The 25,047-nt window shown below is 55.3% G+C and carries 21 protein-coding genes and 4 tRNA genes; 19 read left to right on the forward strand and 6 right to left on the reverse strand.

The annotated features are described in order from the left end of the window. Window position 1: 1 nt before the first annotated feature. Complete coding sequence (rhlB, locus tag ACQG11_RS10340; RefSeq protein ID WP_426728352.1) at window positions 2-1,270, reverse strand: ATP-dependent RNA helicase RhlB; 1,269 nt, start codon at window positions 1,268-1,270, stop codon at window positions 2-4. A 144-nt stretch (window positions 1,271-1,414) separates the two neighbouring features. Between rhlB and trxA the strand changes: the two genes are divergently transcribed. From trxA to ACQG11_RS10425, 17 genes are all read left to right on the forward strand, one after another. Next, complete coding sequence (gene trxA / locus ACQG11_RS10345) at window positions 1,415-1,744, forward strand: thioredoxin TrxA (protein WP_006812392.1); 330 nt, start codon at window positions 1,415-1,417, stop codon at window positions 1,742-1,744. Between the two features lie 341 nt (window positions 1,745-2,085). Continuing rightward, complete coding sequence (gene rho, locus ACQG11_RS10350; RefSeq protein WP_001054528.1) at window positions 2,086-3,345, forward strand: transcription termination factor Rho; 1,260 nt, start codon at window positions 2,086-2,088, stop codon at window positions 3,343-3,345. A 241-nt stretch (window positions 3,346-3,586) separates the two neighbouring features. Continuing rightward, a complete protein-coding gene (gene wecA / locus ACQG11_RS10355; protein ID WP_001050933.1) occupies window positions 3,587-4,690 on the forward strand; it encodes a UDP-N-acetylglucosamine--undecaprenyl-phosphate N-acetylglucosaminephosphotransferase in 1,104 nt (367 codons plus the stop codon). A gap of 13 nt (window positions 4,691-4,703) precedes the next feature. Further along, window positions 4,704-5,750: an ECA polysaccharide chain length modulation protein gene (gene wzzE / locus ACQG11_RS10360; protein WP_022646646.1), complete on the forward strand. Its 1,047-nt coding sequence runs from the start codon at window positions 4,704-4,706 to the stop codon at window positions 5,748-5,750. Window positions 5,751-5,806: 56 nt separating this feature from the next. Continuing rightward, entirely contained in the window at window positions 5,807-6,937 is a 1,131-nt protein-coding gene (wecB, locus tag ACQG11_RS10365; RefSeq protein ID WP_032622055.1) for a non-hydrolyzing UDP-N-acetylglucosamine 2-epimerase, read from the forward strand. Further along, window positions 6,934-8,196, forward strand: coding sequence for a UDP-N-acetyl-D-mannosamine dehydrogenase (gene wecC, locus ACQG11_RS10370; RefSeq protein ID WP_048966557.1), 1,263 nt, complete (start codon window positions 6,934-6,936; stop codon window positions 8,194-8,196). The genes wecB and wecC overlap by 4 nt, the downstream gene beginning before the upstream one ends. Beyond that, window positions 8,193-8,870, forward strand: a complete 678-nt coding sequence (gene rffC, locus ACQG11_RS10375; RefSeq protein ID WP_046621722.1) for a dTDP-4-amino-4,6-dideoxy-D-galactose acyltransferase — start codon at window positions 8,193-8,195, stop codon at window positions 8,868-8,870. Before wecC ends, rffC begins: the two co-directional genes overlap by 4 nt. Window positions 8,871-8,874: 4 nt before the next feature. Then, window positions 8,875-10,005 (forward strand): dTDP-4-amino-4,6-dideoxygalactose transaminase, encoded by a 1,131-nt coding sequence (gene rffA, locus ACQG11_RS10380; protein WP_426728353.1) that lies wholly within the window; start codon window positions 8,875-8,877, stop codon window positions 10,003-10,005. Window position 10,006: 1 nt separating this feature from the next. Beyond that, window positions 10,007-11,257, forward strand: a complete 1,251-nt coding sequence (wzxE, locus tag ACQG11_RS10385; protein ID WP_063146897.1) for a lipid III flippase WzxE — start codon at window positions 10,007-10,009, stop codon at window positions 11,255-11,257. Then, window positions 11,254-12,333, forward strand: coding sequence for a TDP-N-acetylfucosamine:lipid II N-acetylfucosaminyltransferase (locus tag ACQG11_RS10390; protein WP_038415039.1), 1,080 nt, complete (start codon window positions 11,254-11,256; stop codon window positions 12,331-12,333). The genes wzxE and ACQG11_RS10390 overlap by 4 nt, the downstream gene beginning before the upstream one ends. Beyond that, on the forward strand, window positions 12,330-13,682 hold the full coding sequence (gene wzyE / locus ACQG11_RS10395; RefSeq protein WP_017693948.1) for an ECA oligosaccharide polymerase: 1,353 nt from the start codon (window positions 12,330-12,332) through the stop codon (window positions 13,680-13,682). The genes ACQG11_RS10390 and wzyE overlap by 4 nt, the downstream gene beginning before the upstream one ends. A 12-nt stretch (window positions 13,683-13,694) precedes the next feature. After that, window positions 13,695-14,435, forward strand: coding sequence for a lipopolysaccharide N-acetylmannosaminouronosyltransferase (gene wecG, locus ACQG11_RS10400; RefSeq protein WP_015570015.1), 741 nt, complete (start codon window positions 13,695-13,697; stop codon window positions 14,433-14,435). Between the two features lie 197 nt (window positions 14,436-14,632). Next, window positions 14,633-16,018: a bifunctional threonine/serine APC transporter ThrP gene (thrP, locus tag ACQG11_RS10405; RefSeq protein ID WP_417930217.1), complete on the forward strand. Its 1,386-nt coding sequence runs from the start codon at window positions 14,633-14,635 to the stop codon at window positions 16,016-16,018. A gap of 102 nt (window positions 16,019-16,120) precedes the next feature. Then, a tRNA-Arg gene (locus tag ACQG11_RS10410) sits at window positions 16,121-16,197 on the forward strand. A 67-nt stretch (window positions 16,198-16,264) separates the two neighbouring features. Further along, a tRNA-His gene (locus ACQG11_RS10415) sits at window positions 16,265-16,340 on the forward strand. Between the two features lie 21 nt (window positions 16,341-16,361). Beyond that, a tRNA-Leu gene (locus ACQG11_RS10420) sits at window positions 16,362-16,448 on the forward strand. A 44-nt stretch (window positions 16,449-16,492) separates the two neighbouring features. After that, window positions 16,493-16,569: transfer RNA gene (locus ACQG11_RS10425), tRNA-Pro, on the forward strand. 539 nt (window positions 16,570-17,108) lie between these two features. Here the strand turns inward: ACQG11_RS10425 and hemY are convergent. The 4 genes from hemY to hemC are packed head-to-tail and all read right to left on the reverse strand — an operon-like array spanning window position 17,109 to window position 21,203. Beyond that, entirely contained in the window at window positions 17,109-18,308 is a 1,200-nt protein-coding gene (gene hemY / locus ACQG11_RS10430; RefSeq protein WP_032622057.1) for a protoheme IX biogenesis protein HemY, read from the reverse strand. Between the two features lie 2 nt (window positions 18,309-18,310). Continuing rightward, the gene (gene hemX, locus ACQG11_RS10435; RefSeq protein ID WP_022646657.1) at window positions 18,311-19,504 is read right to left on the reverse strand and encodes a uroporphyrinogen-III C-methyltransferase; all 1,194 of its coding nucleotides are present in this window, start codon (window positions 19,502-19,504) and stop codon (window positions 18,311-18,313) included. 20 nt (window positions 19,505-19,524) lie between these two features. Continuing rightward, entirely contained in the window at window positions 19,525-20,265 is a 741-nt protein-coding gene (hemD, locus tag ACQG11_RS10440; RefSeq protein ID WP_426728354.1) for a uroporphyrinogen-III synthase, read from the reverse strand. Further along, window positions 20,262-21,203, reverse strand: a complete 942-nt coding sequence (gene hemC / locus ACQG11_RS10445) for a hydroxymethylbilane synthase (RefSeq protein ID WP_023305227.1) — start codon at window positions 21,201-21,203, stop codon at window positions 20,262-20,264. The genes hemD and hemC overlap by 4 nt, the downstream gene beginning before the upstream one ends. 349 nt (window positions 21,204-21,552) lie before the next feature. Here hemC and cyaA point away from each other — a divergent pair, with 349 nt between their 5' ends. Continuing rightward, on the forward strand, window positions 21,553-24,096 hold the full coding sequence (gene cyaA, locus ACQG11_RS10450; protein ID WP_022646660.1) for a class I adenylate cyclase: 2,544 nt from the start codon (window positions 21,553-21,555) through the stop codon (window positions 24,094-24,096). Window positions 24,097-24,372: 276 nt separating this feature from the next. Here the strand turns inward: cyaA and cyaY are convergent, their stop codons facing one another. Continuing rightward, window positions 24,373-24,693, reverse strand: a complete 321-nt coding sequence (gene cyaY / locus ACQG11_RS10455) for an iron donor protein CyaY (RefSeq protein WP_032626549.1) — start codon at window positions 24,691-24,693, stop codon at window positions 24,373-24,375. Between the two features lie 135 nt (window positions 24,694-24,828). Between cyaY and lptM the strand changes: the two genes are divergently transcribed. Further along, window positions 24,829-25,032, forward strand: coding sequence for an LPS translocon maturation chaperone LptM (lptM, locus tag ACQG11_RS10460; RefSeq protein WP_003860815.1), 204 nt, complete (start codon window positions 24,829-24,831; stop codon window positions 25,030-25,032). The last annotated feature ends 15 nt before the right edge of the window (window positions 25,033-25,047 follow it).

Here is a 25,047-nt window from a genome sequence, read left to right on the forward strand (position 1 = left end):
TTTAACCTGAACGACGACGATTACGCGGCGCACCGCCGGAACGACGCGGGCCATTACCGGTACGTGGACGGGTAAGGCGCTTAGGTGGTGGCAGTTCGCTCATCAGCGCGTCCGGATTGTATTTACTCTGTGGAATAGAGTGACCGATATAGGTCTCAATGGCCGGAAGGTTCAGCGCATACTCTTCACATGCAAGGCTGATGGAGTGACCGCTTGCGCCGGCACGACCGGTACGACCGATACGGTGTACATAGTCTTCACAGTCATCTGGCAGGTCATAGTTAAAGACGTGCGTCACGGCTGGAATGTGCAGGCCACGGGCCGCCACGTCGGTCGCGACCAGAATATCAAGGTCGCCACGAGTAAATTCGTCGAGAATGCGCAGGCGTTTTTTCTGCGCCACGTCGCCGGTCAGCAGGCCCACACGGTGACCATCTGCCGCCAGGTGGCCCCAAATATCTTCACAGCGGTGTTTAGTGTTCGCAAAGATGATCGCGCGATCCGGCCACTCTTCTTCGATCAGGGTTTGCAGCAGGCGCATTTTCTCTTCATTAGAAGGATAGAAGAGCTCTTCTTTAATGCGGTGCCCGGTTTTCTGCTCCGGTTCTACTTCCACATATTCCGCATTGTTCATCTGCTCGAATGCGAGTTCACGTACGCGGTATGAAAGGGTTGCGGAGAACAGCATGTTCAGACGCTGGTTTGCCGCAGGCATACGGCGGAACAGCCAGCGGATGTCTTTAATGAAGCCCAGATCGTACATGCGGTCTGCTTCATCCAGCACCACGACCTGGATTGCGCCGAGGTTGATATGGTTCTGTTTAGCGTAGTCGATAAGACGGCCGGTGGTCCCAATCAGGATATCTACGCCGCTTTCCAGCACTTTCAGCTGTTTATCGTAGCCGTCGCCGCCATAGGCCAGGCCAATTTTCAGGCCAGTGGCTTGCGCCAGGGGCTCAGCGTCTGCGTGGATCTGTACCGCCAGTTCTCGCGTCGGGGCCATAATTAGCGCGCGCGGCTGGTTAACTTTGCGGTCTGCAATCGCTGGGTGAGAAAGTAAATAATGAAACGTTGACGTTAAAAACGCCATCGTTTTGCCAGTACCGGTTTGCGCCTGCCCTGCAACATCACGACCGGCCAGCGTCAGCGGCAGGGCGAGAGCCTGAATGGGCGTGCAGTTATGAAACCCTTTAGTTTCAAGGGCTTCGATCACCTTTGGGTGCAGGGCGAAGTCGGAAAACTTCTGTTCTGTTAAATGTGTTTTGCTCATAGTGTGGTAGAATATCAGCTTACTATTGCTTTACGAAAGCGTATCCGGTGAAATAAAGTCAACCTTTAGTTGGTTAATGCGACATCAACACGTCGTTGGTGGAGACAAAACCAACGTACCAGGCTTATTCCTGTGGAGTTATATATGAGCGATAAAATTATTCACCTGACTGACGACAGTTTTGACACGGACGTACTTAAAGCTGACGGGCTGATCCTCGTTGATTTCTGGGCTGAATGGTGTGGTCCTTGCAAAATGATCGCTCCGATTCTGGATGAAATCGCTGACGAATATCAGGGCAAACTGACCGTTGCCAAGCTGAACATCGACCAGAACCCGGGCACCGCGCCAAAATACGGTATCCGTGGCATCCCGACCCTGCTGCTGTTCAAGAACGGTGACGTGGCGGCGACCAAAGTGGGCGCACTGTCCAAAGGTCAACTGAAAGAGTTCCTGGACGCTAACCTGGCGTAAGGTTTCTCCGCTGAGCGTCCAGAGCGCCTAATTAATGGTGAGCTCTGGACGCCCGGCTTTAGTCGTGCTAAGTTAGCTATGACTACGTTTTAAACATATCTTGTTGTTTGAATCTTGTTTTACCCGATACTTCCCGTTGTTAACTTAAACAGTGCGTGAAGTTGCTAGATTCCGGGCTTGTCACTCAATCCGTCTTGTCGTTTCAGTTCTGCGTTCTTTCCCTGTGACCAGACAGCGAACAGACATGAGGTGATGGCCGCTAAACAGGCATGGATGACCCTGCCATACCATTCACAACATTAAGTTCGAGAATCACCCCGAGTTTAAGAACCCACACCATTATGAATCTTACCGAATTAAAGAATACGCCGGTTTCTGAGCTGATCACTCTCGGCGAAAATATGGGACTGGAAAACCAGGCTCGTATGCGCAAGCAGGACATCATTTTCGCCATCCTGAAGCAACACGCTAAGAGTGGCGAAGATATCTTTGGCGACGGTGTGCTGGAGATACTGCAAGACGGATTTGGTTTCCTCCGCTCTGCAGACAGCTCCTACCTCGCCGGCCCTGACGACATCTACGTATCCCCTAGCCAAATCCGCCGTTTCAACCTCCGCACTGGTGACACCATTTCAGGTAAGATTCGTCCTCCAAAAGAGGGTGAACGCTACTTTGCGCTGTTGAAGGTTAATGAAGTCAACTACGACAAACCGGAAAACTCCCGCAATAAGATCCTGTTCGAGAACTTAACGCCGCTGCACGCGAACTCTCGTCTGCGTATGGAGCGTGGTAACGGGTCTACTGAAGACTTAACCGCTCGTGTGCTGGATCTGGCATCGCCAATTGGTCGTGGCCAGCGTGGTCTGATTGTGGCGCCGCCAAAAGCTGGTAAAACCATGCTGCTGCAAAACATCGCGCAGAGCATTGCTTACAACCATCCAGACTGTGTGCTGATGGTGCTGCTGATTGACGAACGTCCGGAAGAAGTGACCGAGATGCAGCGTCTGGTGAAAGGGGAAGTGGTTGCGTCAACCTTCGACGAGCCTGCTTCCCGCCACGTTCAGGTTGCGGAAATGGTTATCGAGAAGGCGAAACGCCTGGTTGAGCACAAGAAAGACGTGATCATCCTGCTTGATTCCATTACCCGTCTGGCGCGTGCCTACAACACCGTGGTGCCGGCTTCCGGTAAAGTACTGACCGGTGGTGTGGATGCCAACGCCCTGCATCGTCCGAAGCGTTTCTTCGGTGCGGCGCGTAACGTGGAAGAGGGCGGTAGCCTGACCATTATCGCGACGGCGCTGATCGATACCGGCTCCAAAATGGACGAAGTTATCTACGAAGAGTTTAAAGGTACAGGCAACATGGAACTGCACCTTTCTCGTAAAATCGCAGAAAAACGCGTCTTCCCGGCGATCGACTACAACCGTTCCGGTACCCGTAAAGAAGAGCTGCTTACCACTCAGGAAGAGCTGCAGAAAATGTGGATCCTGCGCAAAATCATCCATCCAATGGGCGAAATCGACGCAATGGAATTCCTCATTAACAAACTGGCGATGACTAAAACGAACGACGATTTCTTCGACATGATGAAACGCTCGTAACGCAAATAATCCCAGTAAACGCCACGTTTTTACGTGGCGTTTTTTATTTATGGACTATACGCTATTACCACACACTCCCAATTTTGACCGGTCGGTGCGACAATAAGAAGGTTTGCACAGTCAAAGAAATAATTGATTGAAAACATACAAAGGGAGTTGTGATAAGCCTTCTTAAATCCTTCTGAGGCAGAGGCTTCATGGTTATACTTCCGGGACTAACATTTGTTGAGAGCAATCCATTGTGAATCTACTCACTGCAGTAACTGAGCTGATCAGTATTTTTTTATTCACAACCTGTTTTTTGTTCATTGCGCGCAAGGTAGCAAAAAGAATTGGGTTAGTGGACAAACCGAATTTCCGTAAACGTCATCAGGGGCTTATTCCGCTGGTGGGCGGCATTTCGGTATACGCAGGCATCTGTTTCACATTCGGGATCGCGGATTACTATATCCCCCATGCCGCACTCTACCTGGCATGTGCCGGTGTGCTGGTACTGGTCGGCGCCCTTGATGATCGTTTTGATATCAGCGTGAAGTTCCGCGCGACGGTGCAGGCGGCCATTGGCATCATTATGATGGTGGTGGGCGGCCTCTATCTCAGAAGCCTGGGCTACGTGTTTGGTCCCTGGGAGCTGGTGCTTGGGCCGTTCGGCTTCTTCCTCACGCTGTTTGCCGTGTGGGCGGCTATCAACGCCTTTAACATGGTTGATGGCATAGACGGTCTGCTCGGTGGGCTGTCCTCTGTTTCGTTTGGCGCAATCGGCATCATTTTATGGTTTGACGGCCAGTACAGCTTGTCAATGTGGTGCTTTGCCATGATTGCCGCCATTCTGCCTTACATCTGCCTGAACCTGGGTGTGTTAGGGCGTCGCTATAAAGTCTTTATGGGCGATGCGGGCAGTACCCTGATTGGCTTTACGGTGATCTGGGTCCTGCTGGAGACCACGCAGGGTAAAACGCACCCTATCAGCCCGGTAACGGCTCTCTGGATTATCGCCATCCCGCTGATGGACATGGTCGCTATTATGTACCGTCGTCTACGTAAAGGGATGAGCCCGTTTTCTCCCGATCGGCAGCATATTCATCATCTGATTATGCGCGCCGGCTTCACGTCTCGTCAGGCGTTTGTGCTGATTACGCTAGCGGCTGCTATTCTGGCTGCGATTGGCGTTGCCGCGGAATATGCTCATTTCATTCCTGAATGGGTAATGTTGGTATTATTCTTGCTAGCATTTTTCATGTACGGTTACTGCATCAAGCGTGCATGGAAAGTCGCGCGTTTTATTAAACGTTTAAAACGCAGGATGCGTCGGAACAGTGGCAAAAACACAACATTAACTAAGTAAAACCGGGACTATGATGACTCAACCGTTGGCGGGAGCGAAATCAGTGGGCACTGAGAACGAGCTGGATATTCGTGGTTTGTTTCGAGTGTTATGGCAGGGCAAACTGTGGATTGTGGGGATTGGCCTGGGGTTCGCGCTGTTAGCGCTTGCCTACACCTTCTTTGCGAAACAAGAGTGGAGCGCCACGGCGATCACAGACCGACCAACGGTGAATATGCTTGGAGGCTACTACTCCCAGCAGCAATTCCTGCGTAATCTTGATATCAAGGCCAATCTGGCGACCCCGGATCAGGCCTCGGTGATGGATGAGTCCTACAAAGAGTTTGTGATGCAGCTGGCGTCGTGGGATACACGTCGCGATTTCTGGTCCCAGACAGACTACTACAAGCAGCGCATGGTCGGTAACAGCAAAGCGGATGCCGCGCTGCTGGATGATTTAATCAACAACATTCAGTTTATGCCTGGCGATGTGCTCCGTAACGTTAGCGACAGCGTGAAGCTGATTGCGGAAACGGCGCCGGACGCCAATAACCTGTTGCGTCAGTACGTTGCTTTTGCCAGCCAGCGTGCGGCCAGTCATCTGAATGACGAGCTGAAAGGCGCCTGGGCTGCGCGTACTATTCAGATGAAAGCGCAGGTCAAACGTCAGGAAGAGGTCGCTAAGGCCATCTTCGCCCGTCGCGTGCATAATATTGAGCAGGCGCTGAAGATTGCGGAACAGCACAATATTTCCCGTAGCGAAACGGATGTTCCGGCTGACGAACTCCCTGATTCAGAAATGTTCCTTCTTGGTCGCCCAATGCTTCAGGCACGTCTGGAAAATATCCAGGCCGTTGGCCCTGACTTTGACCTTGATTACGACCAAAACCGCGCCATGCTCAATACGCTCAACGTCGGTCCAACGCTGGACCCGCGTTTTCAGACCTATCGTTATTTAAGAACGCCTGAAGAGCCTGTAAAACGCGATAGTCCGCGTCGCGCATTCCTGATGATCATGTGGGGGATTGTGGGCGCACTGACTGGCGCTGGCGTAGCGTTATTGCGTCGCCGCACAAACTAAGAACGCCGTCTACGATGAAGGCTGCGGCCTTCATCGTCTAATCGAAGAGAATCGATGTGAAAGTACTAACCGTATTTGGCACCAGGCCGGAGGCCATCAAGATGGCGCCTCTGGTTCATGCGCTGGCCAGAGATCCTGATATTGAAGCGAAAGTGTGCGTGACTGCCCAGCACCGTGAGATGCTCGATCAGGTCTTAACCCTCTTTTCTATCGTCCCGGATTACGATCTCAATATAATGAAACCGGGACAGGGACTGACGGAAATCACCTGCCGTATTCTGCAAGAATTAAAGCCTATTCTGGAGTCGTTCAAGCCGGATGTAGTGCTGGTGCACGGCGACACCACCACCACCGTGGCGACCAGCCTGGCCGCGTTCTATCAGCGTATCCCTGTTGGCCATGTCGAAGCGGGACTGCGTACCGGCAATCTTTATTCCCCGTGGCCGGAAGAGGCCAACCGAACGCTCACCGGTCACCTGGCGATGTACCATTTTGCGCCAACCGAGAACTCACGTCAGAACCTGCTGCGCGAAAATATCAGCGACAGCAAAATCTTCGTTACCGGCAATACGGTCATTGATGCGCTGATTTGGGTGCGTGACCGCGTGCTGGCTAACAGCGAGCTTCAGGCAGAACTCGCTGCGCGCTATCCGTTCCTGAACAACGGCAAGAAAACGATTCTGGTGACGGGACACCGCCGCGAAAGTTTTGGCCGTGGCTTTGAGCAAATCTGCCACGCGCTGGCTGAAATCGCCGCGCAGAATGAGGATGTGCAGATTGTCTATCCGGTGCACCTTAACCCTAACGTCAGCGAACCGGTCAACCGTATCCTGGGCCACGTGGAAAACGTGCTCCTGATAGAGCCGCAGGACTATCTGCCATTTGTCTGGCTGATGAACCACGCCTGGCTGATCCTGACCGATTCTGGCGGCATTCAGGAAGAGGCGCCTTCCCTCGGTAAGCCGGTACTGGTGATGCGCGAAACCACTGAACGTCCGGAAGCGGTCACTGCCGGTACCGTGCGTCTGGTGGGAACGGATCCGCGTCGTATTGTCGAAGAGGTCACGCGCTTACTGCATGACGAAGAAGAGTATCAGGCGATGAGCCGTGCCCATAACCCGTACGGGGACGGGCAGGCTTGTGGACGTATTTTGCACGCACTTAAACACAATCGGGTAACGCTATGAGTTTTACTACCATCTCTGTTGTTGGTCTCGGCTATATCGGGCTGCCTACTGCGGCGGCCTTTGCCTCTCGTCAAAAGCAGGTTATTGGCGTAGATATCAACGCGCATGCGGTAGAAACCATCAACCGTGGCGAAATTCATATCGTGGAGCCCGATCTCGATCGTGTGGTGAAAAAGGCGGTGGACGATGGCTTCCTGCGCGCCAGCACCACGCCGGTAGAAGCCGATGCGTACCTGATTGCGGTTCCAACGCCCTTTAAAGGCGATCATGAACCTGACATGGTTTACGTCGAGGCGGCGGCAAAATCCATTGCGCCTGTGCTGAAGAAAGGGGCACTGGTTATTCTTGAGTCCACTTCACCTGTTGGGGCAACCGAGCAGATGGCACAGTGGCTGGCCGAGGCGCGTCCCGATCTCAGCTTCCCCCAGCAGGCGGGCGACCAGGCCGATATCAACATCGCCTACTGCCCTGAGCGCGTACTGCCAGGCCAGGTGATGGTGGAACTGATTAAAAATGACCGCGTGATTGGCGGCATGACCCCAGTCTGCTCCGCGCGCGCCAGCGAGCTGTATAAGATCTTCCTTGAAGGCGAATGCGTGGTGACCAACTCCCGTACCGCCGAGATGTGCAAACTGACCGAAAACAGCTTCCGCGATGTTAACATTGCATTTGCGAATGAACTGTCGTTGATTTGCGCCGATCAGGGAATTAACGTCTGGGAACTTGTTCGCCTTGCCAATCGTCACCCACGCGTGAACATCCTTCAGCCGGGGCCGGGTGTGGGTGGGCACTGTATCGCTGTCGATCCGTGGTTTATCGTGGCGCAGAATCCGGAACAGGCGCGCCTGATTCGCACCGCGCGCGAAGTAAACGACCACAAACCGCACTGGGTTATCAACCAGGTGAAAGCCACGGTGGCGGATTGCCTCGCCGACAGCGGTAAACGTGCCAGTGAGCTGAAAATTGCCTGCTTTGGTCTGGCATTCAAACCGAATATTGACGATCTTCGCGAAAGCCCGGCAATGGAAATTGCCGAAACGATCGCAGCCTGGCACAGCGGTGAAACGCTGGTGGTTGAGCCGAATATTCATGCGTTGCCGGCAAAACTTGCCGGTCACTGCACCCTTACCGCACTGGATGACGCGCTGGCGACGGCGGATGTGCTGGTGCTGCTGGTGGATCACAATGCGTTTAAAGCGGTCTCCGCTGATGCCGTGCGTCAGCAGTATATTGTTGATACTAAGGGCGTTTGGCGTTGATTACTCTCAACGGCGTGTTGGAGTCCCTTGAGTGGGAAAGCGTATTTTTTTCGCTCCCCTCAGCGATAGTGCGTCTGCGCGATAACGCTCCTGCGTTGCAGGACGCAGACTTCAGCGCCTGGCAGCGCGTACAGGCTAAGATCCCGGCGGACCGCGCCGATCTGCTGGACGCGCTCCAGCAGCACGGATTCCGGCTGGTCGAGGGCGAGGTTGATCTCTCTGTTACCGTGGCCCGCCACGGCTCACCGGGCGCGGAAATTGCAACGGAGCAGGATATCCCCGCGCTGCGCAAGATGGCGGCGCTGGCTTTCGCTCAAAGCCGTTTCCGGGCGCCCTGGTATGCGCCCGATGACAGCGGCCGCTTTTATGCCCGGTGGATAGAGAATGCGGTTAAAGGCACGTTTGACCACGTCTGTCTGGTGTTCCGTACTGCCGGTGGGCAGATTCAGGGTTTTGTTTCGCTTCGCAGGCTCAACGAGCACGAGGCGCGCATCGGTTTGTTAGCCGGGCGCGGCATGGGCGAAAAACTCATGCAGGCGGCGCTGCACTGGGCGGAGCAACAACAGGTATCGACGCTGCGGGTCGCAACCCAGATGGGCAACACCGCTGCGCTTAAACGTTATATTGCGAGTGGTGCCAGCATCGACGCCACCGCCTACTGGTTATACAGGTGACAAGATGATTCCATTTAACGCGCCTCCCGTTGTGGGCACTGAACTTGATTACATGCAGTCGGCTATGGGCAGCGGCAAGCTCTGTGGCGACGGTGGTTTTACCCGTCGCTGCCAGCAGTGGATGGAGCAACGTTTTCACAGTGCCAAGGTGCTGCTGACGCCGTCCTGCACCGCATCGCTCGAAATGGCCGCGCTGCTGCTGGATATTCAGCCCGGCGATGAAGTGATCATGCCGAGCTACACCTTCGTCTCCACGGCGAACGCGTTTGTCCTGCGCGGGGCGAAAATCGTGTTTGTGGATATCCGTCCGGATACCATGAACATCAACGAAACGCTGATTGAAGCGGCGATCACCGACAAAACGCGGGCGATTGTTCCGGTGCATTACGCGGGCGTGGCCTGTGAAATGGACACCATCATGGCCATCGCCAAAAAGCACAACCTGTTCGTGGTGGAAGACGCCGCGCAGGGCGTGATGTCCACCTACAAAGGTCGCGCGCTGGGAACCATCGGTCATATCGGCTGCTTTAGCTTCCACGAAACCAAAAACTACACCGCAGGCGGCGAAGGCGGCGCGACGCTGATTAACGATCGTGCCCTTGTCGAGCGTGCGGAAGTGATCCGTGAAAAAGGGACCAACCGCAGCCAGTTCTTCCGCGGTCAGGTGGATAAATACACCTGGCGCGATATCGGCTCAAGCTACCTGATGGCGGACTTGCAGGCCGCGTATCTCTGGGCGCAGCTGGAAGCGGCAGAGCGAATCAATCTGCAACGCCTCTCCCTGTGGCAAACCTACTACGACGCGCTGGAGCCGCTGGCTAAAGCCGGACGTATTGAACTGCCGACTATTCCGGCAGACTGCATCCACAACGCCCACATGTTCTATATCAAGCTGCGCGATAACGACGATCGCAGCAAGCTGATTGCCTGGCTGAAGGAGGCGGAAATTATGGCGGTATTCCACTATATTCCGCTGCACTCCAGCCCGGCTGGCGAAGCCTTCGGGAGATTTGCCGGTGAAGACCGCTACACCACCAAAGAGAGCGAACGTCTGCTCCGCCTGCCCCTGTTCTACAACCTCGCGCCGGTGAACCAGCGTACGGTGATCAATTCGCTTCTGAGTTATTTCGCCTGATATGTCTCTGGCAAAAGCGTCGGTGTGGACGGCAGCGTCCACGCTAGTAAAAATTGGCGCCGGGTTACTGGTCGTCAAGCTGCTGGCCGTCTCATTTGGTCCGTCAGGCGTTGGGCTGGCAGGGAACTTCCGCCAGCTGGTCACGGTGCTTGGCGTGCTGGCAGGTGCCGGGATATTCAATGGCGTCACCAAATACGTCGCGCAGCATCATGACGATGCCGAAAAGCTTCGCACGGTGGTGGGCACCTCCTCTGCTATGGTGCTGGGCTTCTCTACGTTGCTGGCCATCGTCTTTTTGCTGGCGGCTGCACCTGTTAGTCAGGGACTGTTCGGACACACGCACTATCAGGGACTGGTGCGCCTGGTGGCGCTCGTTCAGATGGGCATCGCCTGGGCGAACCTGCTGCTGGCGCTGATGAAAGGCTTCCGTGATGCCGCCGGGAATGCGCTGGCGCTGATCCTCGGCAGCATTATCGGCGTTATCGCCTACTACTTCTGCTATCGGCTGGGCGGCTATGAAGGCGCGCTGCTGGGGCTGGCGCTGGTGCCTGCGCTCGTTGTCATTCCGGCAGCGTTTATGCTGATGCGCAGAGGCAATGTCCCGCTGAGTTACCTGAAACCGCAGTGGGACAAGATGCTGGCGGGGCAGCTAGGAAAGTTTACCCTGATGGCGCTCATCACTTCGGTAACGCTTCCCGTGGCTTACGTGATGATGCGAAACCTGCTGGCAGCGCATTACAGCTGGGATGAAGTGGGGATCTGGCAGGGCGTGAGCAGCATTTCAGATGCTTACCTCCAATTTATTACGGCTTCCTTTAGCGTCTATTTGCTGCCAACCTTATCGCGCCTGACGTCCAGGCAGGATATTACCCGCGAGATTTTTCGCGCCCTGCGTTTCGTGTTGCCGGCGGTTGCGATCGCCAGCTTTACCGTGTGGTTACTGCGTGATTTCGCCATCTGGCTGCTGTTTTCGGCGAAGTTTACCGCCATGCGCGATCTGTTTGCCTGGCAACTGGTCGGCGATGTGCTGAAAGTGGGGGCATACGTTTTCGGCTATCTGGTGATTGCGAAGGCTTCGCTGCGGTTGTATATCCTGGCAGAGATCGGCCAGTTTGCGCTGCTGACGGCATTTTCTCACTGGCTGATCCCCACCCACGGTGCGCTGGGGGCGGCGCAGGCCTATATGGCAACTTATATCGTTTATTTCGCTGCCTGTTGCGGCGTATTTTTACTTTGGCGTAAACGCGCATGACTGCACTGATACACATACTGGGATCGGATATCCCGCATCATAACCAGACCGTTCTGCGGTTCTTCAACGATGAACTGGCATCCGGCACGCCCGATGCGCGTGAGTTTATGGTCGTTGGACGCGACAGCGGCCTGAGCGCGGCGTGTCCGGCATTGCATATCACCTTCTGGCCAGACAAAGCGGCGCTGACGAAGGCCGTGGTTGCTAAAGCCAAAGCGGATCGAAGCCAACGTTTCTTCTTCCATGGACAGTTCAATACCGGACTGTGGCTGGCGCTGTTAAGCGGCGGGATCAAACCTTCTCAGTTCAGCTGGCATATCTGGGGAGCGGATCTCTACGAAGTCTCCCGTGGCTGGAAGTTCCGACTTTTCTATCCGCTGCGTCGTCTGGCGCAGGCGCGCGTGGGCTGCGTTTTTGCTACCCGAGGCGATCTCAACTATTTTGCTAAACAGCACCCGAAGGTTCGCGGGGAGCTGCTCTATTTCCCGACCCGTATGGATCCGGCGCTGAACACCATGGCGAATGACACGGTTCGAGAGGGCAAGCTGACCATCCTGGTGGGGAATTCCGGCGATCGCAGTAACGAGCATGTCGCGGCGCTGAGGGCGGTGCATCAGCAGTTTGGCGACACGGTGAACGTGGTGGTGCCGATGGGCTATCCCGCCAATAACGACGCCTACATCGATGAAGTTCGCCAGCAGGGGCTTGCGCTGTTTAGCGCGGAAAACCTGCACATTCTCAGCGATAAGCTGGAATTTGATGACTATCTCGCGCTGCTGCGAAAATGCGATCTGGGCTATTTCATCTTTGCCCGTCAGCAGGGGATTGGCACGCTGTGTCTGCTGATTCAGGCGGGCGTACCCTGCGTGCTCAACCGCGAAAACCCGTTCTGGCAGGACATGGCCGAGCAGCATATTCCGGTGCTGTTTACCTCTGACACGCTTAATGTCGAGGTGGTACGGGAAGCGCAGCGTCAGCTCACGCTGGTGGATAAAAATAGCATCGACTTTTTCAGCCCGAACTACCTCACGCCGTGGCACCGCGCGCTGCGTATTGCTTCAGGAGACAACGCATGAGCCAGTTGCAGTTTAGCGGCTTGCTGGTGGTCTGGCTGCTGAGCACGCTGTTTATCGCCACGCTCACCTGGTTTGAATTCCGGCGGGTACGTTTTAACTTCAACGTATTCTTCTCGCTGCTGTTTTTGCTGACCTTTTTCTTTGGCTTCCCGCTGACCAGCATCCTCGTGTTCCGCTTTGATGTTGGCGTCGCGCCGCCGGAAATCTTGTTGCAGGCGCTGCTCTCTGCGACCTGCTTCTACGCGGTGTACTACGTCACTTATAAAACGCGCCTGCGCGCGGCAAAAGACACCACCCCCCGTCGTCCGCTGTTTACCATGAACCGGGTAGAAACCCATCTGACGTGGGTTATGCTGATGACTATCGCCCTCGTCAGCGTGGCGATTTTCTTCATGCATAACGGCTTTTTACTGTTTAAGTTGCAGTCCTATAGCCAGATTTTCTCCGCCGAAGTCTCCGGCGTCGCGCTCAAGCGTTTCTTCTATTTCTTTATCCCGGCGATGCTGGTGGTCTTTTTCCTGCGTCAGGACAGCAAAGCCTGGCTGTTCTTCCTGGTCAGCACCGTCGCATTTGGCATTCTGACCTACATGATCGTCGGCGGCACCCGCGCCAACATCATTATCGCCTTCGCGATTTTCCTGTTTATCGGCATTATTCGCGGCTGGATCTCGCTGTGGATGCTGGCGGCGGCAGGCGTCTTTGGCATTGTGGGGATGTTCTGGCTGGCGCTGAAGCGCTACGGGCTGAACGTGGCCGGCGACGAAGCGTTTTACACCTTCCTGTATCTGACGCGCGACACCTTCTCGCCGTGGGAAAACCTGGCATTACTGCTGCAAAACTACGACAAGATCGAATTCCAGGGGCTGGCGCCGATTGTTCGCGATTTCTATGTCTTTATACCGACGTGGCTGTGGCCCGATCGTCCCGGCATTGTCCTGAACACGGCGAACTACTTCACCTGGGAAGTGCTGAACAACCATTCGGGTCTGGCGATTTCCCCAACCCTGATTGGCTCGCTGGTAGTGATGGGCGGAACGTGGTTTATCCTGCCTGGCGCGATCGCGGTAGGGCTGATAATAAAATGGTTCGACTGGCTATATACGCTGGGTAACGAAGAGACCAACCGCTACAAAGCCGCTGTTTTGCACAGTTTCTGTTTCGGTGCCATTTTCAATATGATCGTTCTGGCGCGCGAGGGGCTGGATTCATTCGTCTCACGCGTGGTGTTCTTTATGGTCGTTTTCGGACTCTGTCTGCTGCTGGCAAAACTGCTGTACTGGTTGTTTGACAGTGCAGGGCTTGTGCACAGACGTGAGCCACAGGGCAGCACAACGCTGTCGCAAGTCTGAGTAGGGATTATCATGACGGATACAACTTCAGCCCCGCGTTATGCGCTGCGCGGGCTACAGCTGATTGGCTGGCGTGACATGCAGCACGCGCTGGATTTTCTGTTCGCGGACGGGCAGATGAAGTCGGGCACGCTGGTGGCCATCAACGCAGAAAAAATGCTGGCGGTTGAAGATAATGCGGAAGTGAAAAGCCTGATTGAAGCCGCGGAGTTTAAATACGCAGACGGTATTAGCGTGGTGCGTTCAATTCGTAAAAAGTTTCCAGACGCTAATGTGTCTCGCGTGGCGGGTGCTGACCTTTGGGAGCGGCTTATGGAGCGCGCAGGCGCTGAAGGCACGCCGGTATTTTTGATCGGCGGCAAGCCAGAGGTGCTGGCGCAGACCGAACAAAAGCTGCGTAGCCAGTGGAATGTTAACATAGTGGGCAGCCAGGATGGCTATTTCAGGCCGGAAGATCGCCAGGCGTTATATGAGCGCGTGCGCGACAGCGGGGCGAAAATTGTCACTGTCGCTATGGGGTCGCCGCGCCAGGAAATACTGATGCGCGATTGCCGTCTGGTCAGCCCGGATGCGCTTTATATGGGCGTTGGCGGCACCTACGACGTCTTTACCGGCCACGTTAAGCGTGCGCCCAAAGTCTGGCAAAATCTGGGGCTGGAGTGGCTCTACCGCCTGCTCTCCCAACCGACGCGTATAAAACGACAGATTCGCCTTCTGCGCTACCTCGCCTGGCACTACACCGGGAAAATGTAATCAATATGCAGCGCGATCTGCTGTTCGCGCTGCAACGCCCCCCGCAAAACTGCTGAGTTTATGTGCAATGCATTCATTTTTTTAATGCATTGTTTGCCATTTGCCAGAATTTAAGAAACCATTCGCTCCGTATTTCAGTACCCCTCAAAACAATACCCGGCAACAAGTCGGGAAACAGCAAACACAACCGAGGAATTATGGCAGAGAAAAAACCGGAGCTTCAGCGTGGGCTGGAAGCTCGACATATTGAACTGATCGCGCTGGGCGGGACTATCGGCGTTGGCCTGTTTATGGGCTCGGCAAGCACGCTGAAGTGGGCGGGGCCTTCCGTCCTGCTGGCGTATATTATTGCCGGACTGTTCGTCTTCTTCATCATGCGCTCAATGGGCGAAATGCTGTTTCTGGAGCCGGTGACGGGCTCTTTCGCCGTTTACGCCCACCGGTATATGAGCCCGTTCTTTGGTTATCTCACGGCCTGGTCGTACTGGTTTATGTGGATGGCCGTGGGGATTTCGGAGATCACCGCCATCGGGGTCTACGTGCAGTTCTGGTTCCCGGAGATGGCCCAGTGGATACCCGCGCTTATTGCCGTAGGGCTGGTGGCGCTGGCGAACCTTGCCGCCGTTCGTCTTTACGGCGAAATCGAGTTCTGGTTTGCGATGATCAAAGTCACCACCATCATCGTGATGATTGTCGTTGGCCTTGGGGTCATCTTCTTTGGCTTCGGTAACGGCGGGCACGCTATCGGTTTTGGTAACCTGACCGGGCACGGCGGCTTCTTTGCGGGCGGCTGGAAGGGCTTTCTGACGGCACTCTGTATCGTTGTCGCCTCCTATCAGGGCGTTGAGCTGATCGGCATTACCGCTGGTGAGGCGAAAAACCCACAGGTCACGCTGCGTAGCGCGGTAGGCAAGGTGCTGTGGCGTATCCTGATTTTCTATGTGGGCGCGATCTTCGTTATCGTGACCATTTTCCCATGGAACGAGATCGGCACCACCGGCAGCCCGTTTGTCTTAACCTTCGCTAAGATTGGCATCACGGCGGCAGCCGCCATTATCAACTTTGTGGTGCTGACGGCGGCGCTCTCCGGCTGTAACAGCGGAATGTACAGCTGTGGGCGTATGCTTTACGCGCTCTCGCAAAACAAACAGCTGCCGGCGGTGATGGGTAAAGTCTCCTGCGTGGGTGTACCGGTGGCGGGCGTAGCGGTGTCGATTGTGATTCTGCTGATTGGCTCTTGCCTGAACTACATCATCCCGAATCCGCAGCGCGTGTTTGTTTATGTTTATAGCGCCAGCGTGCTGCCGGGGATGGTACCGTGGTTTGTCATTTTGATTAGCCAGCTGCGTTTCCGACAGGCGCACAAAGAAGCGATCGCCAGCCATCCATTCCGTTCCATTCTGTTCCCGTATGCGAACTATTTGACGATGGCGTTCCTGATTTGCGTATTAATTGGAATGTACTTTAATGAAGATACCCGCATGTCGCTGTTTGTCGGGATGATCTTCCTGGCTGCCGTCACAGCTGCATATAAACTTTTTGGCCTGGGTCGCCGTGGCTCCGCCCATAAAGTGGAGGAATAAGCGGCAAAATGTGCAAACCATAACCAAACGCGCATTTTTTTCAAAAAAGCACTAGACAGCGGGGTCGGAGGTACGTAATATCCAGCCCCGCAACGGCGCTAAGCGCCCGTAGCTCAGCTGGATAGAGCGCTGCCCTCCGGAGGCAGAGGTCTCAGGTTCGAATCCTGTCGGGCGCGCCATTTTAGTCCCGGCGCTAGAGCTGCGGTGGTCTGAGAAGTAGTCAGAACCGCGTGAAAGAATACAGTGGTGGCTATAGCTCAGTTGGTAGAGCCCTGGATTGTGATTCCAGTTGTCGTGGGTTCGAATCCCATTAGCCACCCCATTATTGAAAGAGTTGTGAATTGCGAAGGTGGCGGAATTGGTAGACGCGCTAGCTTCAGGTGTTAGTGTTCTTACGGACGTGGGGGTTCAAGTCCCCCCCCTCGCACCACGACTTTTAATGAGTTGAACTAAAAATTCAAAAAAGCAGTACATCGGCGAGTAGCGCAGCTTGGTAGCGCAACTGGTTTGGGACCAGTGGGTCGGAGGTTCGAATCCTCTCTCGCCGACCAATTTTGAACCCCGCTTCGGCGGGGTTTTTTGTTTTCTGCGCTTTTTCATCCTGTAGCCATTCCCCGACAACACTCTATATCCTTGTCGCGATTCAGCGACATATAAGCCTTTAATAATAAAGAATTTATTATTTTCTCTCTTAACCTGTCTCCTGGTGACGACAGATTGCCGCCCTTAGCGCGAGTTTGTATGGCGTAAGGCGGCTCTTAACAACATAATTTCCTTTTATCTTAAAATGTTGCGCGATGTAAAAGTTATGCGTGTAAACCTGGCACATTACATGCAATAATATGCGTGTAGATGCTCATTCCATCTCTTATGTTCGCCCTACGGCCTCATAAACTCAGGAATGACGCAGAGCCGTTTACGGTGCTTATCGTCCACTGACAGATGTCGCTTCGGCCTCATCAAACACCATGGACATAACGTTGAGTGAAGCACCAAATATGTTGTCTTACAGACCTGTTTTAACGCCTGCTTTTATAGCAGGCGTTTTTTTATGGGTACAAAAAAGGAGGCCATCTGGCCTCCTGGATAATTACTGCTGCGTTCCGTTATTGTGTAGCGTAAGCAGAAGCCCATCACGCCGCATGGCTGCGGCCTCTTCCGGCTTGTGCTGCTTGTCCAGCGAATCAGCAAGCCAGGCGTAATCAAATGCGTCCGGGCGTTGCTTCAGCGCTGCGCGGAAGGCGAGACTCGCCTCCTGCCACTCGCCGTGTTTCATCAAAGACTGGCCCAGCGTACTCCACAGCAGCGGACGATCGCCCACGGTTTTGATCTGCTGGCGCAATGCTTTTTCTATTTGTTCCGGATTGTTGGTTTTCAGACGCGGGATGACCATCACCAGGCGGTCATCATACTGTCGCTTGAGACCGTCGAGAAGGATCTCCTGCGCGGTGTCATGGTCGTCACACTCAATCAGATGTTCTGCCATCGCCACCTGAAGGGGAACCTGCTGGCGCGTTTTGCGGCTCTGGTTTTTCCACCAGGTTTTCAGGCCGTCGCTGCCAAGATCGGCGCGCGCCTGATCCATCAGGCCAATCCAGGCCAGACGCTGAAGTTCATCACGATGTTCATCATCGCCCACGTCGGCTTTCGCCATGGAAGGGATAATGTCCAGCAGCGAACCCCAGGCACCGGTCCGAATGTATGCCTGCTCCGCAAGACGCAGCACTTCCGGATGACGAGGGGTGATTTCCAGCAGACGGTCAACGCCGTGACGTGCGGCATGGTTTTCATTGCGCGCCAGTTGCAGACGAACGCGGGTGATCTCAACCGGAATCGGATCCTTAGTTGAGAGCTCAGATGCGCGTTCAAGATGCTGATTGGCGCGGGCCTCATCGCCTCGCTGTTGCGCCGCCTCAGCGGCCAGCAGATAGTTAACAACCGGCTGTTCTGCATGGTCGGCATTTTTCGACATCAGCTTTTCAACCTGCTGATAGTCGCCTTCGGCCAGCTTCAGCAACGCTTGCTCGGTCTGCTTACGGGCGCGACGGCGCTTACGGCCAACGAACCAGCCGCGCGTGTGAACGCCGGTACGGAAAATCCGACGCAGGATCCATTCCACTGCCAGCAGGACGACCACACCCAGGATCAGGATGATCACCAGCCCTGTCACGCTGGTTTCGACGTTGTAGTTATCGGTCTGGATCAATACGTAACCCTGGTGACCCGCGAGCATCGGCCCCAGTACAATTCCGGCGATCAGCAGGATGAAGAGTAAGAAGACTTTTAGCATCATCACTCTCCTTGCGGCGCGCTTTCAGGCGCTGGCGCGGCGGCAGGTGCTTCAGCCGGGCGCTCTGCCGGAACGCCCGGCTGGGCCAGCAGGTTACGCACGCGCGTCTGCATGATCTTCTCCAGAATCGGCTGGCTTTCCAGCTTGTCCGGCACGTTCATGGTGATGTTTTGCTGGCTCAGCTTGTCGATATCCTCCAGGAACGCGGTCGTGGTTGCGTCATTGGTATCGTAGTAAGCACGTACCCAGGTTGAAACGTTATCCAGCGCCTGTTTGTAGGTCTCTTCCTGGTGACGTGGTACGGCCTGGGCAGCCACCAGCAGGCGGGAGCGAATGTTTTCGCGCAGATAGACATCCTGGTTCGGTGCCAGCAGCGGCACGGCAGTTTCATCGCGGCGGCGAATGGTAATAAAGCTGTCCATAAAGTTCTGCCAGCTCTTTTGCAGGTTGATACGCCATTCGCTCAGGGAGCTGGACAGCTCGGTGCCGTCGGAATCCATTGGAGAGTCATCGTCGTTGTTATCGGCCAGCTGAAGGTTATCAATCTGGTTGGAGAGCTGATTTACCTTAAGGATGATACCGTCATAGTCGACCTGAGAAACCGCAGACAGGCTGGCGATATCTTCCGTAATAGCGCGGCGTGCGTTGATGAGGCTCGGATCGTTCATATCGGCCAGGCTTGCGTCGGCGCTTTTCAGCAGCGCGGCGGCGGTGGTGACATCCTGATCGCTCCAGAGCTTGCGCCCGGCCAGCTTCACCAGAAAATCGGCCTGTGAGAGCAGCCAGGTTTTGGCATCGGTTCCCGAAATCGTGGCGACTTTCTCCTGCACTTCGCTCAGCTGTTTGGTCAACTCTTCACGTTTGCTGTTCGCGTCGGCGAGGGCGGCAGCCTGCTGTTTGATCACGCCTTCCAGCTCAGCTTTTTGCGTCTCCTGCGCTTTCTGTAGGGCGGTGATTTGGTTAACCAGCGCGTCGCTGGTGGCCGTCTGGTTGGTGCCTTGTTTCTTCACCAGTCCGTAGAGACCCACGCCTGCGGCCAGCGCAATCGCGATGGCAATCACGCTCAGCGTGAGGCTGGTTTTATTGCTGCCGTTTTTCTTCTCAACGGTTTTGTCTGTCGTCTCTGGCTGTGACGTGGTGTCCACAGTCTCCCTGGTCTCTTCAACCACGGCGGAGGATTTTTCGTGTTCCGTCATTATGGCTTCCCATTTGAGAGTTATTGTAATGCGCGCAGCAGCGCATCGTTGTCGGCGTTATCAGCGATCCGAATATCCTGCCAGCCCAGTTCCCGGGCGTGGTTCGCCAGACGCTCGCTGACGACCAGAAGCCGACAGCGGAGTAACCAGTTTTCGCGATACCAAAGCGGAATCAGCGACCAAAGCTGTTGTAACATTTCACCGCTGGTAACCACCAGCGTATTAATGCCGCGCGCGTGCCAGCGCATGGCTTCTTCCGCGCCATCATAGTGTTTCGCACAGCGCTGATAGCACTCCACAAACGTCACGTCTGCGCCGCGTTCGCGCAGCGTCTCGCCCAGCAGTTCGCGGCCACCGTTGCCGCGCAAAATGAGCGCACGCTTTCCGGCAATAGTTTGTAATTCAGGTAATTGTAGCAAGACTTCGCTGATTTCCCGATCTAACGGGTAACGAACATCGATTCCGCTCGCGGTATGTAAGGCCAGCGCCGTGGTGCGCCCGATGGCGAAATAGCGGGGTGCGTGGGGCCAGTTAACGCCCTGCTGTTGTAGCTGCGCATGGGCAAATTCCACGGCATGCTGCGATATCGCAAAGAGCAGATCACCTTCCTGCAAGGCACGCATCTGGTCAGCGAGCGTAGGCAGCTCGCGACCGGGGGAGAATTCAATCAACGGAAAACTCCAGGCCACCTGCCCCAGTGCGCGCAGACGGCTCACTAACTGCTCTCCTGCGGGAGAAGGGCGGGTGACAAGTATGCTCATGCAGGGGGCTCTCCGTTATAGACCTCAGCCAGAATTTCACGCGCGCCGTTATTCAGCAGCTCTTCCGCCAGCGATACGCCAAGCGCCTCGGCATCCTGCGGCTTGCCGCGACGTTCACCGCGAACCATCTGCGAGCCGTCCGGCGCGCCAACCAGCGCACGCAGCCACAGCTCACCGTCAGTTAATTCAGCATAGCTGCCAATTGGCACCTGACAGCCTCCTTCGAGGCGAGTATTCATCGCGCGCTCGGCTTTTACGCGAACGGCGGTATCGTCATGATTCAGCGGCGCGAGCAGTGCCTGAGTACGCGCATCATCCAGACGACACTCAATGCCGACGGCACCCTGGCCGACGGCGGGCAGCGACAGCTCCGGCGGCAACGCCACGCGAATACGTTCTTCCAGCCCCAGGCGTTTCAGGCCCGCAACCGCAAGAATAATGGCATCGTAGTCGCCGTTATCCAGCTTGCCAAGGCGTGTGCCGACGTTCCCACGCAGCGAGCGAATCACCAGATCCGGGCGACGTTCAGCCAGCTGACACTGGCGGCGTAAACTTGACGTGCCGACCACGCTGCCTGCCGGCAACGCATCAAGCGAGTCATAGCGATTAGAGACAAACGCATCGCGCGGATCCTCGCGCTCGCAGATGGTCACCAGCCCCAGCCCTTCCGGGAACTCAACGGGCACGTCTTTCATCGAATGCACGGCGATATCGGCGCGGTTCTCAAGCAATGCCAGTTCCAGCTCTTTGACAAACAGACCCTTTCCGCCCACTTTGGCCAGCGGCGTATCAAGAATGACATCGCCACGCGTGACCATTGGCACCAGCTCAACGCGTAATCCGGTGTGGCAGGCTTCCAGGCGCTGCTTAACATAATGTGCCTGCCAGAGCGCAAGAGGACTTTGGCGTGTGGCAATTCTCAAAACATTGTCTAACATGCTTGTTACCGTCATTATCAATCGCTAACCATCCTAACATTGTTGACACTCGGATGGCAGTTTTACGGTTGATGAAGAGTGAGAGGGACAGGGCGGCGTTCGCGTCAGCCACCGCCGTATTCAGGAATTTACACGTACAGAACGGTGCTACACTTGTATGTAGCGCATCTTTCTTTACGGTCAACCGGCAAGGTGTTAAATTGATCACGTTTTAGACCATTTTTTCGTCTGTACCACCAGAAAACAACAAGGCGAAAAAGGGTAACGGTTATTTTTTGAAATACTGCGGGTCCGCTGCTTGTTCTGTTTTGACTGGCGTGCGACACCCGGAAACATCAGGCGATACGTCTTGTACCTCTATATTGAGACTCTGAAACAGAGACTGGATGCCATCAATCAATTGCGTGTGGATCGCGCGCTTGCTGCCATGGGCCCTGCTTTCCAGCAGGTATACAGTCTACTGCCGACATTGTTGCACTATCACCATCCGCTAATGCCGGGTTACCTCGATGGTAACGTTCCCCAGGGCATTTGCCTCTTCACGCCTGATGAAACCCAACAGCACTATCTGACTGAACTTGAGCTTTACCGTGGTATGCCGCCGCAGGTTTCGCCGAAAGGCGAGCTGCCGATTACCGGGGTTTACTCCATGGGCAGCACGTCATCGGTTGGGCAAAGTTGTTCTTCTGACCTGGATATCTGGGTCTGCCATCAGTCCTGGCTCGACAATGAAGAGCGCCAGCTGTTGCAGCGTAAATGCAGTCTGCTGGAGAGCTGGGCGGCGTCGCTCGGCGTGGAAGTGAGCTTCTTCCTGATTGATGAAAACCGTTTCCGCCATAACGAAAGCGGCAGTCTGGGTGGTGAAGACTGCGGCTCGACTCAGCACATTCTGTTGCTGGATGAGTTTTACCGTACTGCGGTTCGCCTGGCCGGAAAACGTATTCTGTGGAATATGGTGCCGTGCGATGAAGAAGAGAATTATGACGACTACGTCATGTCGCTTTACTCGCAGGGCGTACTGACGCCAAACGAGTGGCTGGATCTGGGCGGTCTGAGCTCCCTGTCCGCCGAAGAATACTTTGGTGCAAGCCTCTGGCAGCTCTATAAGAGCATTGATTCACCGTACAAAGCGGTGCTGAAAACCCTGCTGCTGGAAGCCTACTCCTGGGAATACCCCACGCCGCGTCTGCTGGCGAAAGATATTAAGCAGCGTCTGCACGACGGGGAGATCGTCTCCTACGGGCTTGATGCCTACTGCATGATGCTGGAACGCGTCACCGAATACCTGACTGCCATTGATGACGCCACGCGTCTTGACCTGGTGCGTCGATGTTTCTATCTCAAAGTCTGTGAAAAACTGAGCCGCGAGCGCGCCTGCGTTGGCTGGCGCCGTGAAGTGGTCAGCCAGTTAGTCAAAGAGTGGGGATGGGACGAAGCGCGTCTCGCCATGCTCGACAACCGCGCCAACTGGAAAATCGATCAGGTGCGCGAGGCGCACAACGAGCTGCTTGATGCGATGATGCAGAGCTACCGCAACCTGATCCGCTTTGCCCGCCGTAACAACCTTAGCGTTTCTGCCAGCCCACAGGATATCGGGGTGCTGACCCGTAAACTGTACGCCGCGTTTGAAGCGTTGCCGGGCAAGGTAACGCTGGTGAACCCACAGATTTCGCCTGACCTGTCTGAACCGAATCTGACCTTTATCTACGTGCCGCCGGGCCGCGCAAACCGCACCGGGTGGTATCTGTACAACCGTGCGCCAAGCATGGATTCGATCATCAGCCATCAGCCGCTGGAGTATAACCGCTACCTTAACAAGCTGGTGGCCTGGGCCTGGTTTAACGGCCTTCTCACCTCACGCACCCGGTTGTTTATCAAGGGCAACGAGGTGGTCGATTTAGCCAAATTGCAGGAGATGGTGGCGGATGTCTCGCACCACTTCCCACTGCGTCTGCCTGCGCCGACGCCAAAAGCGCTCTACAGCCCGTGTGAGATTCGCCATCTGGCGATCATCGTCAACCTGGAATACGACCCGACGGCGGCCTTCCGCAATCAGGTGGTTCACTTTGACTTCCGTAAGCTTGACGTCTTTAGCTTCGGTGAGCAGCAAAACTGCCTGGTGGGCAGCGTGGATCTGCTGTACCGCAACTCGTGGAACGAAGTGCGTACCCTGCACTTTAACGGCGAGCAGGCGATGATCGAGGCGCTGAAAACGATCCTCGGCAAGATGCATCAGGACGCCGCGCCGCCGGACAGCGTAGAGGTGTTCTGCTACAGCCAGCACCTTCGCGGCCTGATTCGTACCCGCGTGCAGCAGCTGGTGTCTGAGTGCATCGAATTGCGTCTTTCCAGCACCCGGAATGAAACCGGACGCTTTAAAGCGCTGCGCGTCTCCGGCCAGACCTGGGGGCTGTTCTTTGAGCGCCTGAACGTGTCGGTGCAGAAGCTGGAGAACGCCATTGAATTCTACGGCGCGATTTCACACAACAAACTGCATGGCCTGTCGGTTCAGGTGGAAACCAACCACGTTAAGCTGCCGCAGGTGGTGGATGGCTTTGCGAGTGAAGGGATTATTCAGTTCTTCTTCGAGGAGTCGGGCGATAACGCCGGGTTTAATATCTACATTCTGGATGAAACCAACCGTGCCGAGGTGTATCACCACTGTGAAGGCAGCAAAGAGGAGCTGGTGCGCGACGTCAGCCGGTTCTATTCATCCTCGCACGATCGCTTTACCTACGGCTCAAGTTTTATCAACTTCAACCTGCCGCAGTTCTACCAGATTGTGAATGTGGATGGACGAGCGCAGGTGATCCCGTTCCGTACGCAGGCGATTACCCCTGCGGTGCCCGCTAACCAGGAAACTGCGCCGCTGTTGCAGCAGTATTTCTCCTGACCCTTTTCGCCGGGTGGCGCTAACGCTTACCCGGCCTACGGTCCGAGCTGCTGTTGCCGGGTGGCGCTAACGCTTACCCGGCCTATGGTTCGAGCCGCTGTTGCGGTTGTCGCTAACGCTTACCCGGCCTACGGTCCGAGCCGCTGTTGCGGTTGGCGCTCACGCTTACCCGGCCTACGGTCCGAGCTGCTGTTGCGGTTGGCGCTCACGCTTACCCGGACTATGGTTCGAGCCGTTGTAGGCCCGGTAAGGCGTAGCCGCCACCGGGCAACAAAACTACCTGAAACTCACGTTCTCACCCGCCTGCGCCGTCGCCGCCTGCTCCAGCAGATCCCAGAACGTTTCGCCGCTGCGGTCGCAGATCCACTCGTCACCTTTTAGATCAAAGTGATAGCCGCCCTGTTTCGCCGCCAGCCACACCTGGTGAAGCGGCTCCTGACGGTTAATAATAATCTTGCTGCCGTTTTCGAAGCTTAAGGTCAGGATCCCGCCGTTGATTTCACAATCGATATCGCTGTCGCCGTCCCACTCGTCGATACGCTCTTCGATGGTCATCCACAGGGTATCGGCAAGGCGATGAAATTCACTGTCGTTCATGGTTTTATTCCTGTTTTTCGTGATGGCGGCAGTATAACGCTAAATAATTCCCGTTGCAGGAAAGCGGCAAACTCTTGCTTTTGTGTCTTCTCCTGCGATGATAGAAACAGATTTGAACTTACGGGCAACCTCTACATGAAAAACGTCTTTCGAACGCTTGTCGTTCTTGTCACTCTGTTTAGCCTGACCGGCTGTGGACTGAAGGGACCACTGTACTTCCCGCCAGAGGATAAAAACGCACCACCGCCGACGAAACCGGTGCAAAGTGGTATCGAGTCATCTACGCCGGATACCAACGATCGCGGCAATAACGGCGGCCCGACTCAGGTCAATCTCTGACGATTACGTTCTGTA

Source organism: Enterobacter cloacae complex sp. 372C4, assembly GCF_050030615.1.
GTDB classification, from domain to species: Bacteria; Pseudomonadota; Gammaproteobacteria; order Enterobacterales; family Enterobacteriaceae; genus Enterobacter; species Enterobacter intestinihominis.

Coding starts and splice junctions, on each gene's coding strand:
- rhlB (WP_426728352.1), bottom strand. CDS start 1,270: ATGAGCAAAACACATTTAACAGAACAGAAGTTTTCCGACTTCGCCCTG.
- trxA (WP_006812392.1), top strand. CDS start 1,415: ATGAGCGATAAAATTATTCACCTGACTGACGACAGTTTTGACACGGAC.
- rho (WP_001054528.1), top strand. CDS start 2,086: ATGAATCTTACCGAATTAAAGAATACGCCGGTTTCTGAGCTGATCACT.
- wzzE (WP_022646646.1), top strand. CDS start 4,704: ATGACTCAACCGTTGGCGGGAGCGAAATCAGTGGGCACTGAGAACGAG.
- wecC (WP_048966557.1), top strand. CDS start 6,934: ATGAGTTTTACTACCATCTCTGTTGTTGGTCTCGGCTATATCGGGCTG.
- rffA (WP_426728353.1), top strand. CDS start 8,875: ATGATTCCATTTAACGCGCCTCCCGTTGTGGGCACTGAACTTGATTAC.
- wzxE (WP_063146897.1), top strand. CDS start 10,007: ATGTCTCTGGCAAAAGCGTCGGTGTGGACGGCAGCGTCCACGCTAGTA.
- ACQG11_RS10390 (WP_038415039.1), top strand. CDS start 11,254: ATGACTGCACTGATACACATACTGGGATCGGATATCCCGCATCATAAC.
- wzyE (WP_017693948.1), top strand. CDS start 12,330: ATGAGCCAGTTGCAGTTTAGCGGCTTGCTGGTGGTCTGGCTGCTGAGC.
- wecG (WP_015570015.1), top strand. CDS start 13,695: ATGACGGATACAACTTCAGCCCCGCGTTATGCGCTGCGCGGGCTACAG.
- thrP (WP_417930217.1), top strand. CDS start 14,633: ATGGCAGAGAAAAAACCGGAGCTTCAGCGTGGGCTGGAAGCTCGACAT.
- hemY (WP_032622057.1), bottom strand. CDS start 18,308: ATGCTAAAAGTCTTCTTACTCTTCATCCTGCTGATCGCCGGAATTGTA.
- hemX (WP_022646657.1), bottom strand. CDS start 19,504: ATGACGGAACACGAAAAATCCTCCGCCGTGGTTGAAGAGACCAGGGAG.
- hemD (WP_426728354.1), bottom strand. CDS start 20,265: ATGAGCATACTTGTCACCCGCCCTTCTCCCGCAGGAGAGCAGTTAGTG.
- hemC (WP_023305227.1), bottom strand. CDS start 21,203: ATGTTAGACAATGTTTTGAGAATTGCCACACGCCAAAGTCCTCTTGCG.
- cyaY (WP_032626549.1), bottom strand. CDS start 24,693: ATGAACGACAGTGAATTTCATCGCCTTGCCGATACCCTGTGGATGACC.
- lptM (WP_003860815.1), top strand. CDS start 24,829: ATGAAAAACGTCTTTCGAACGCTTGTCGTTCTTGTCACTCTGTTTAGC.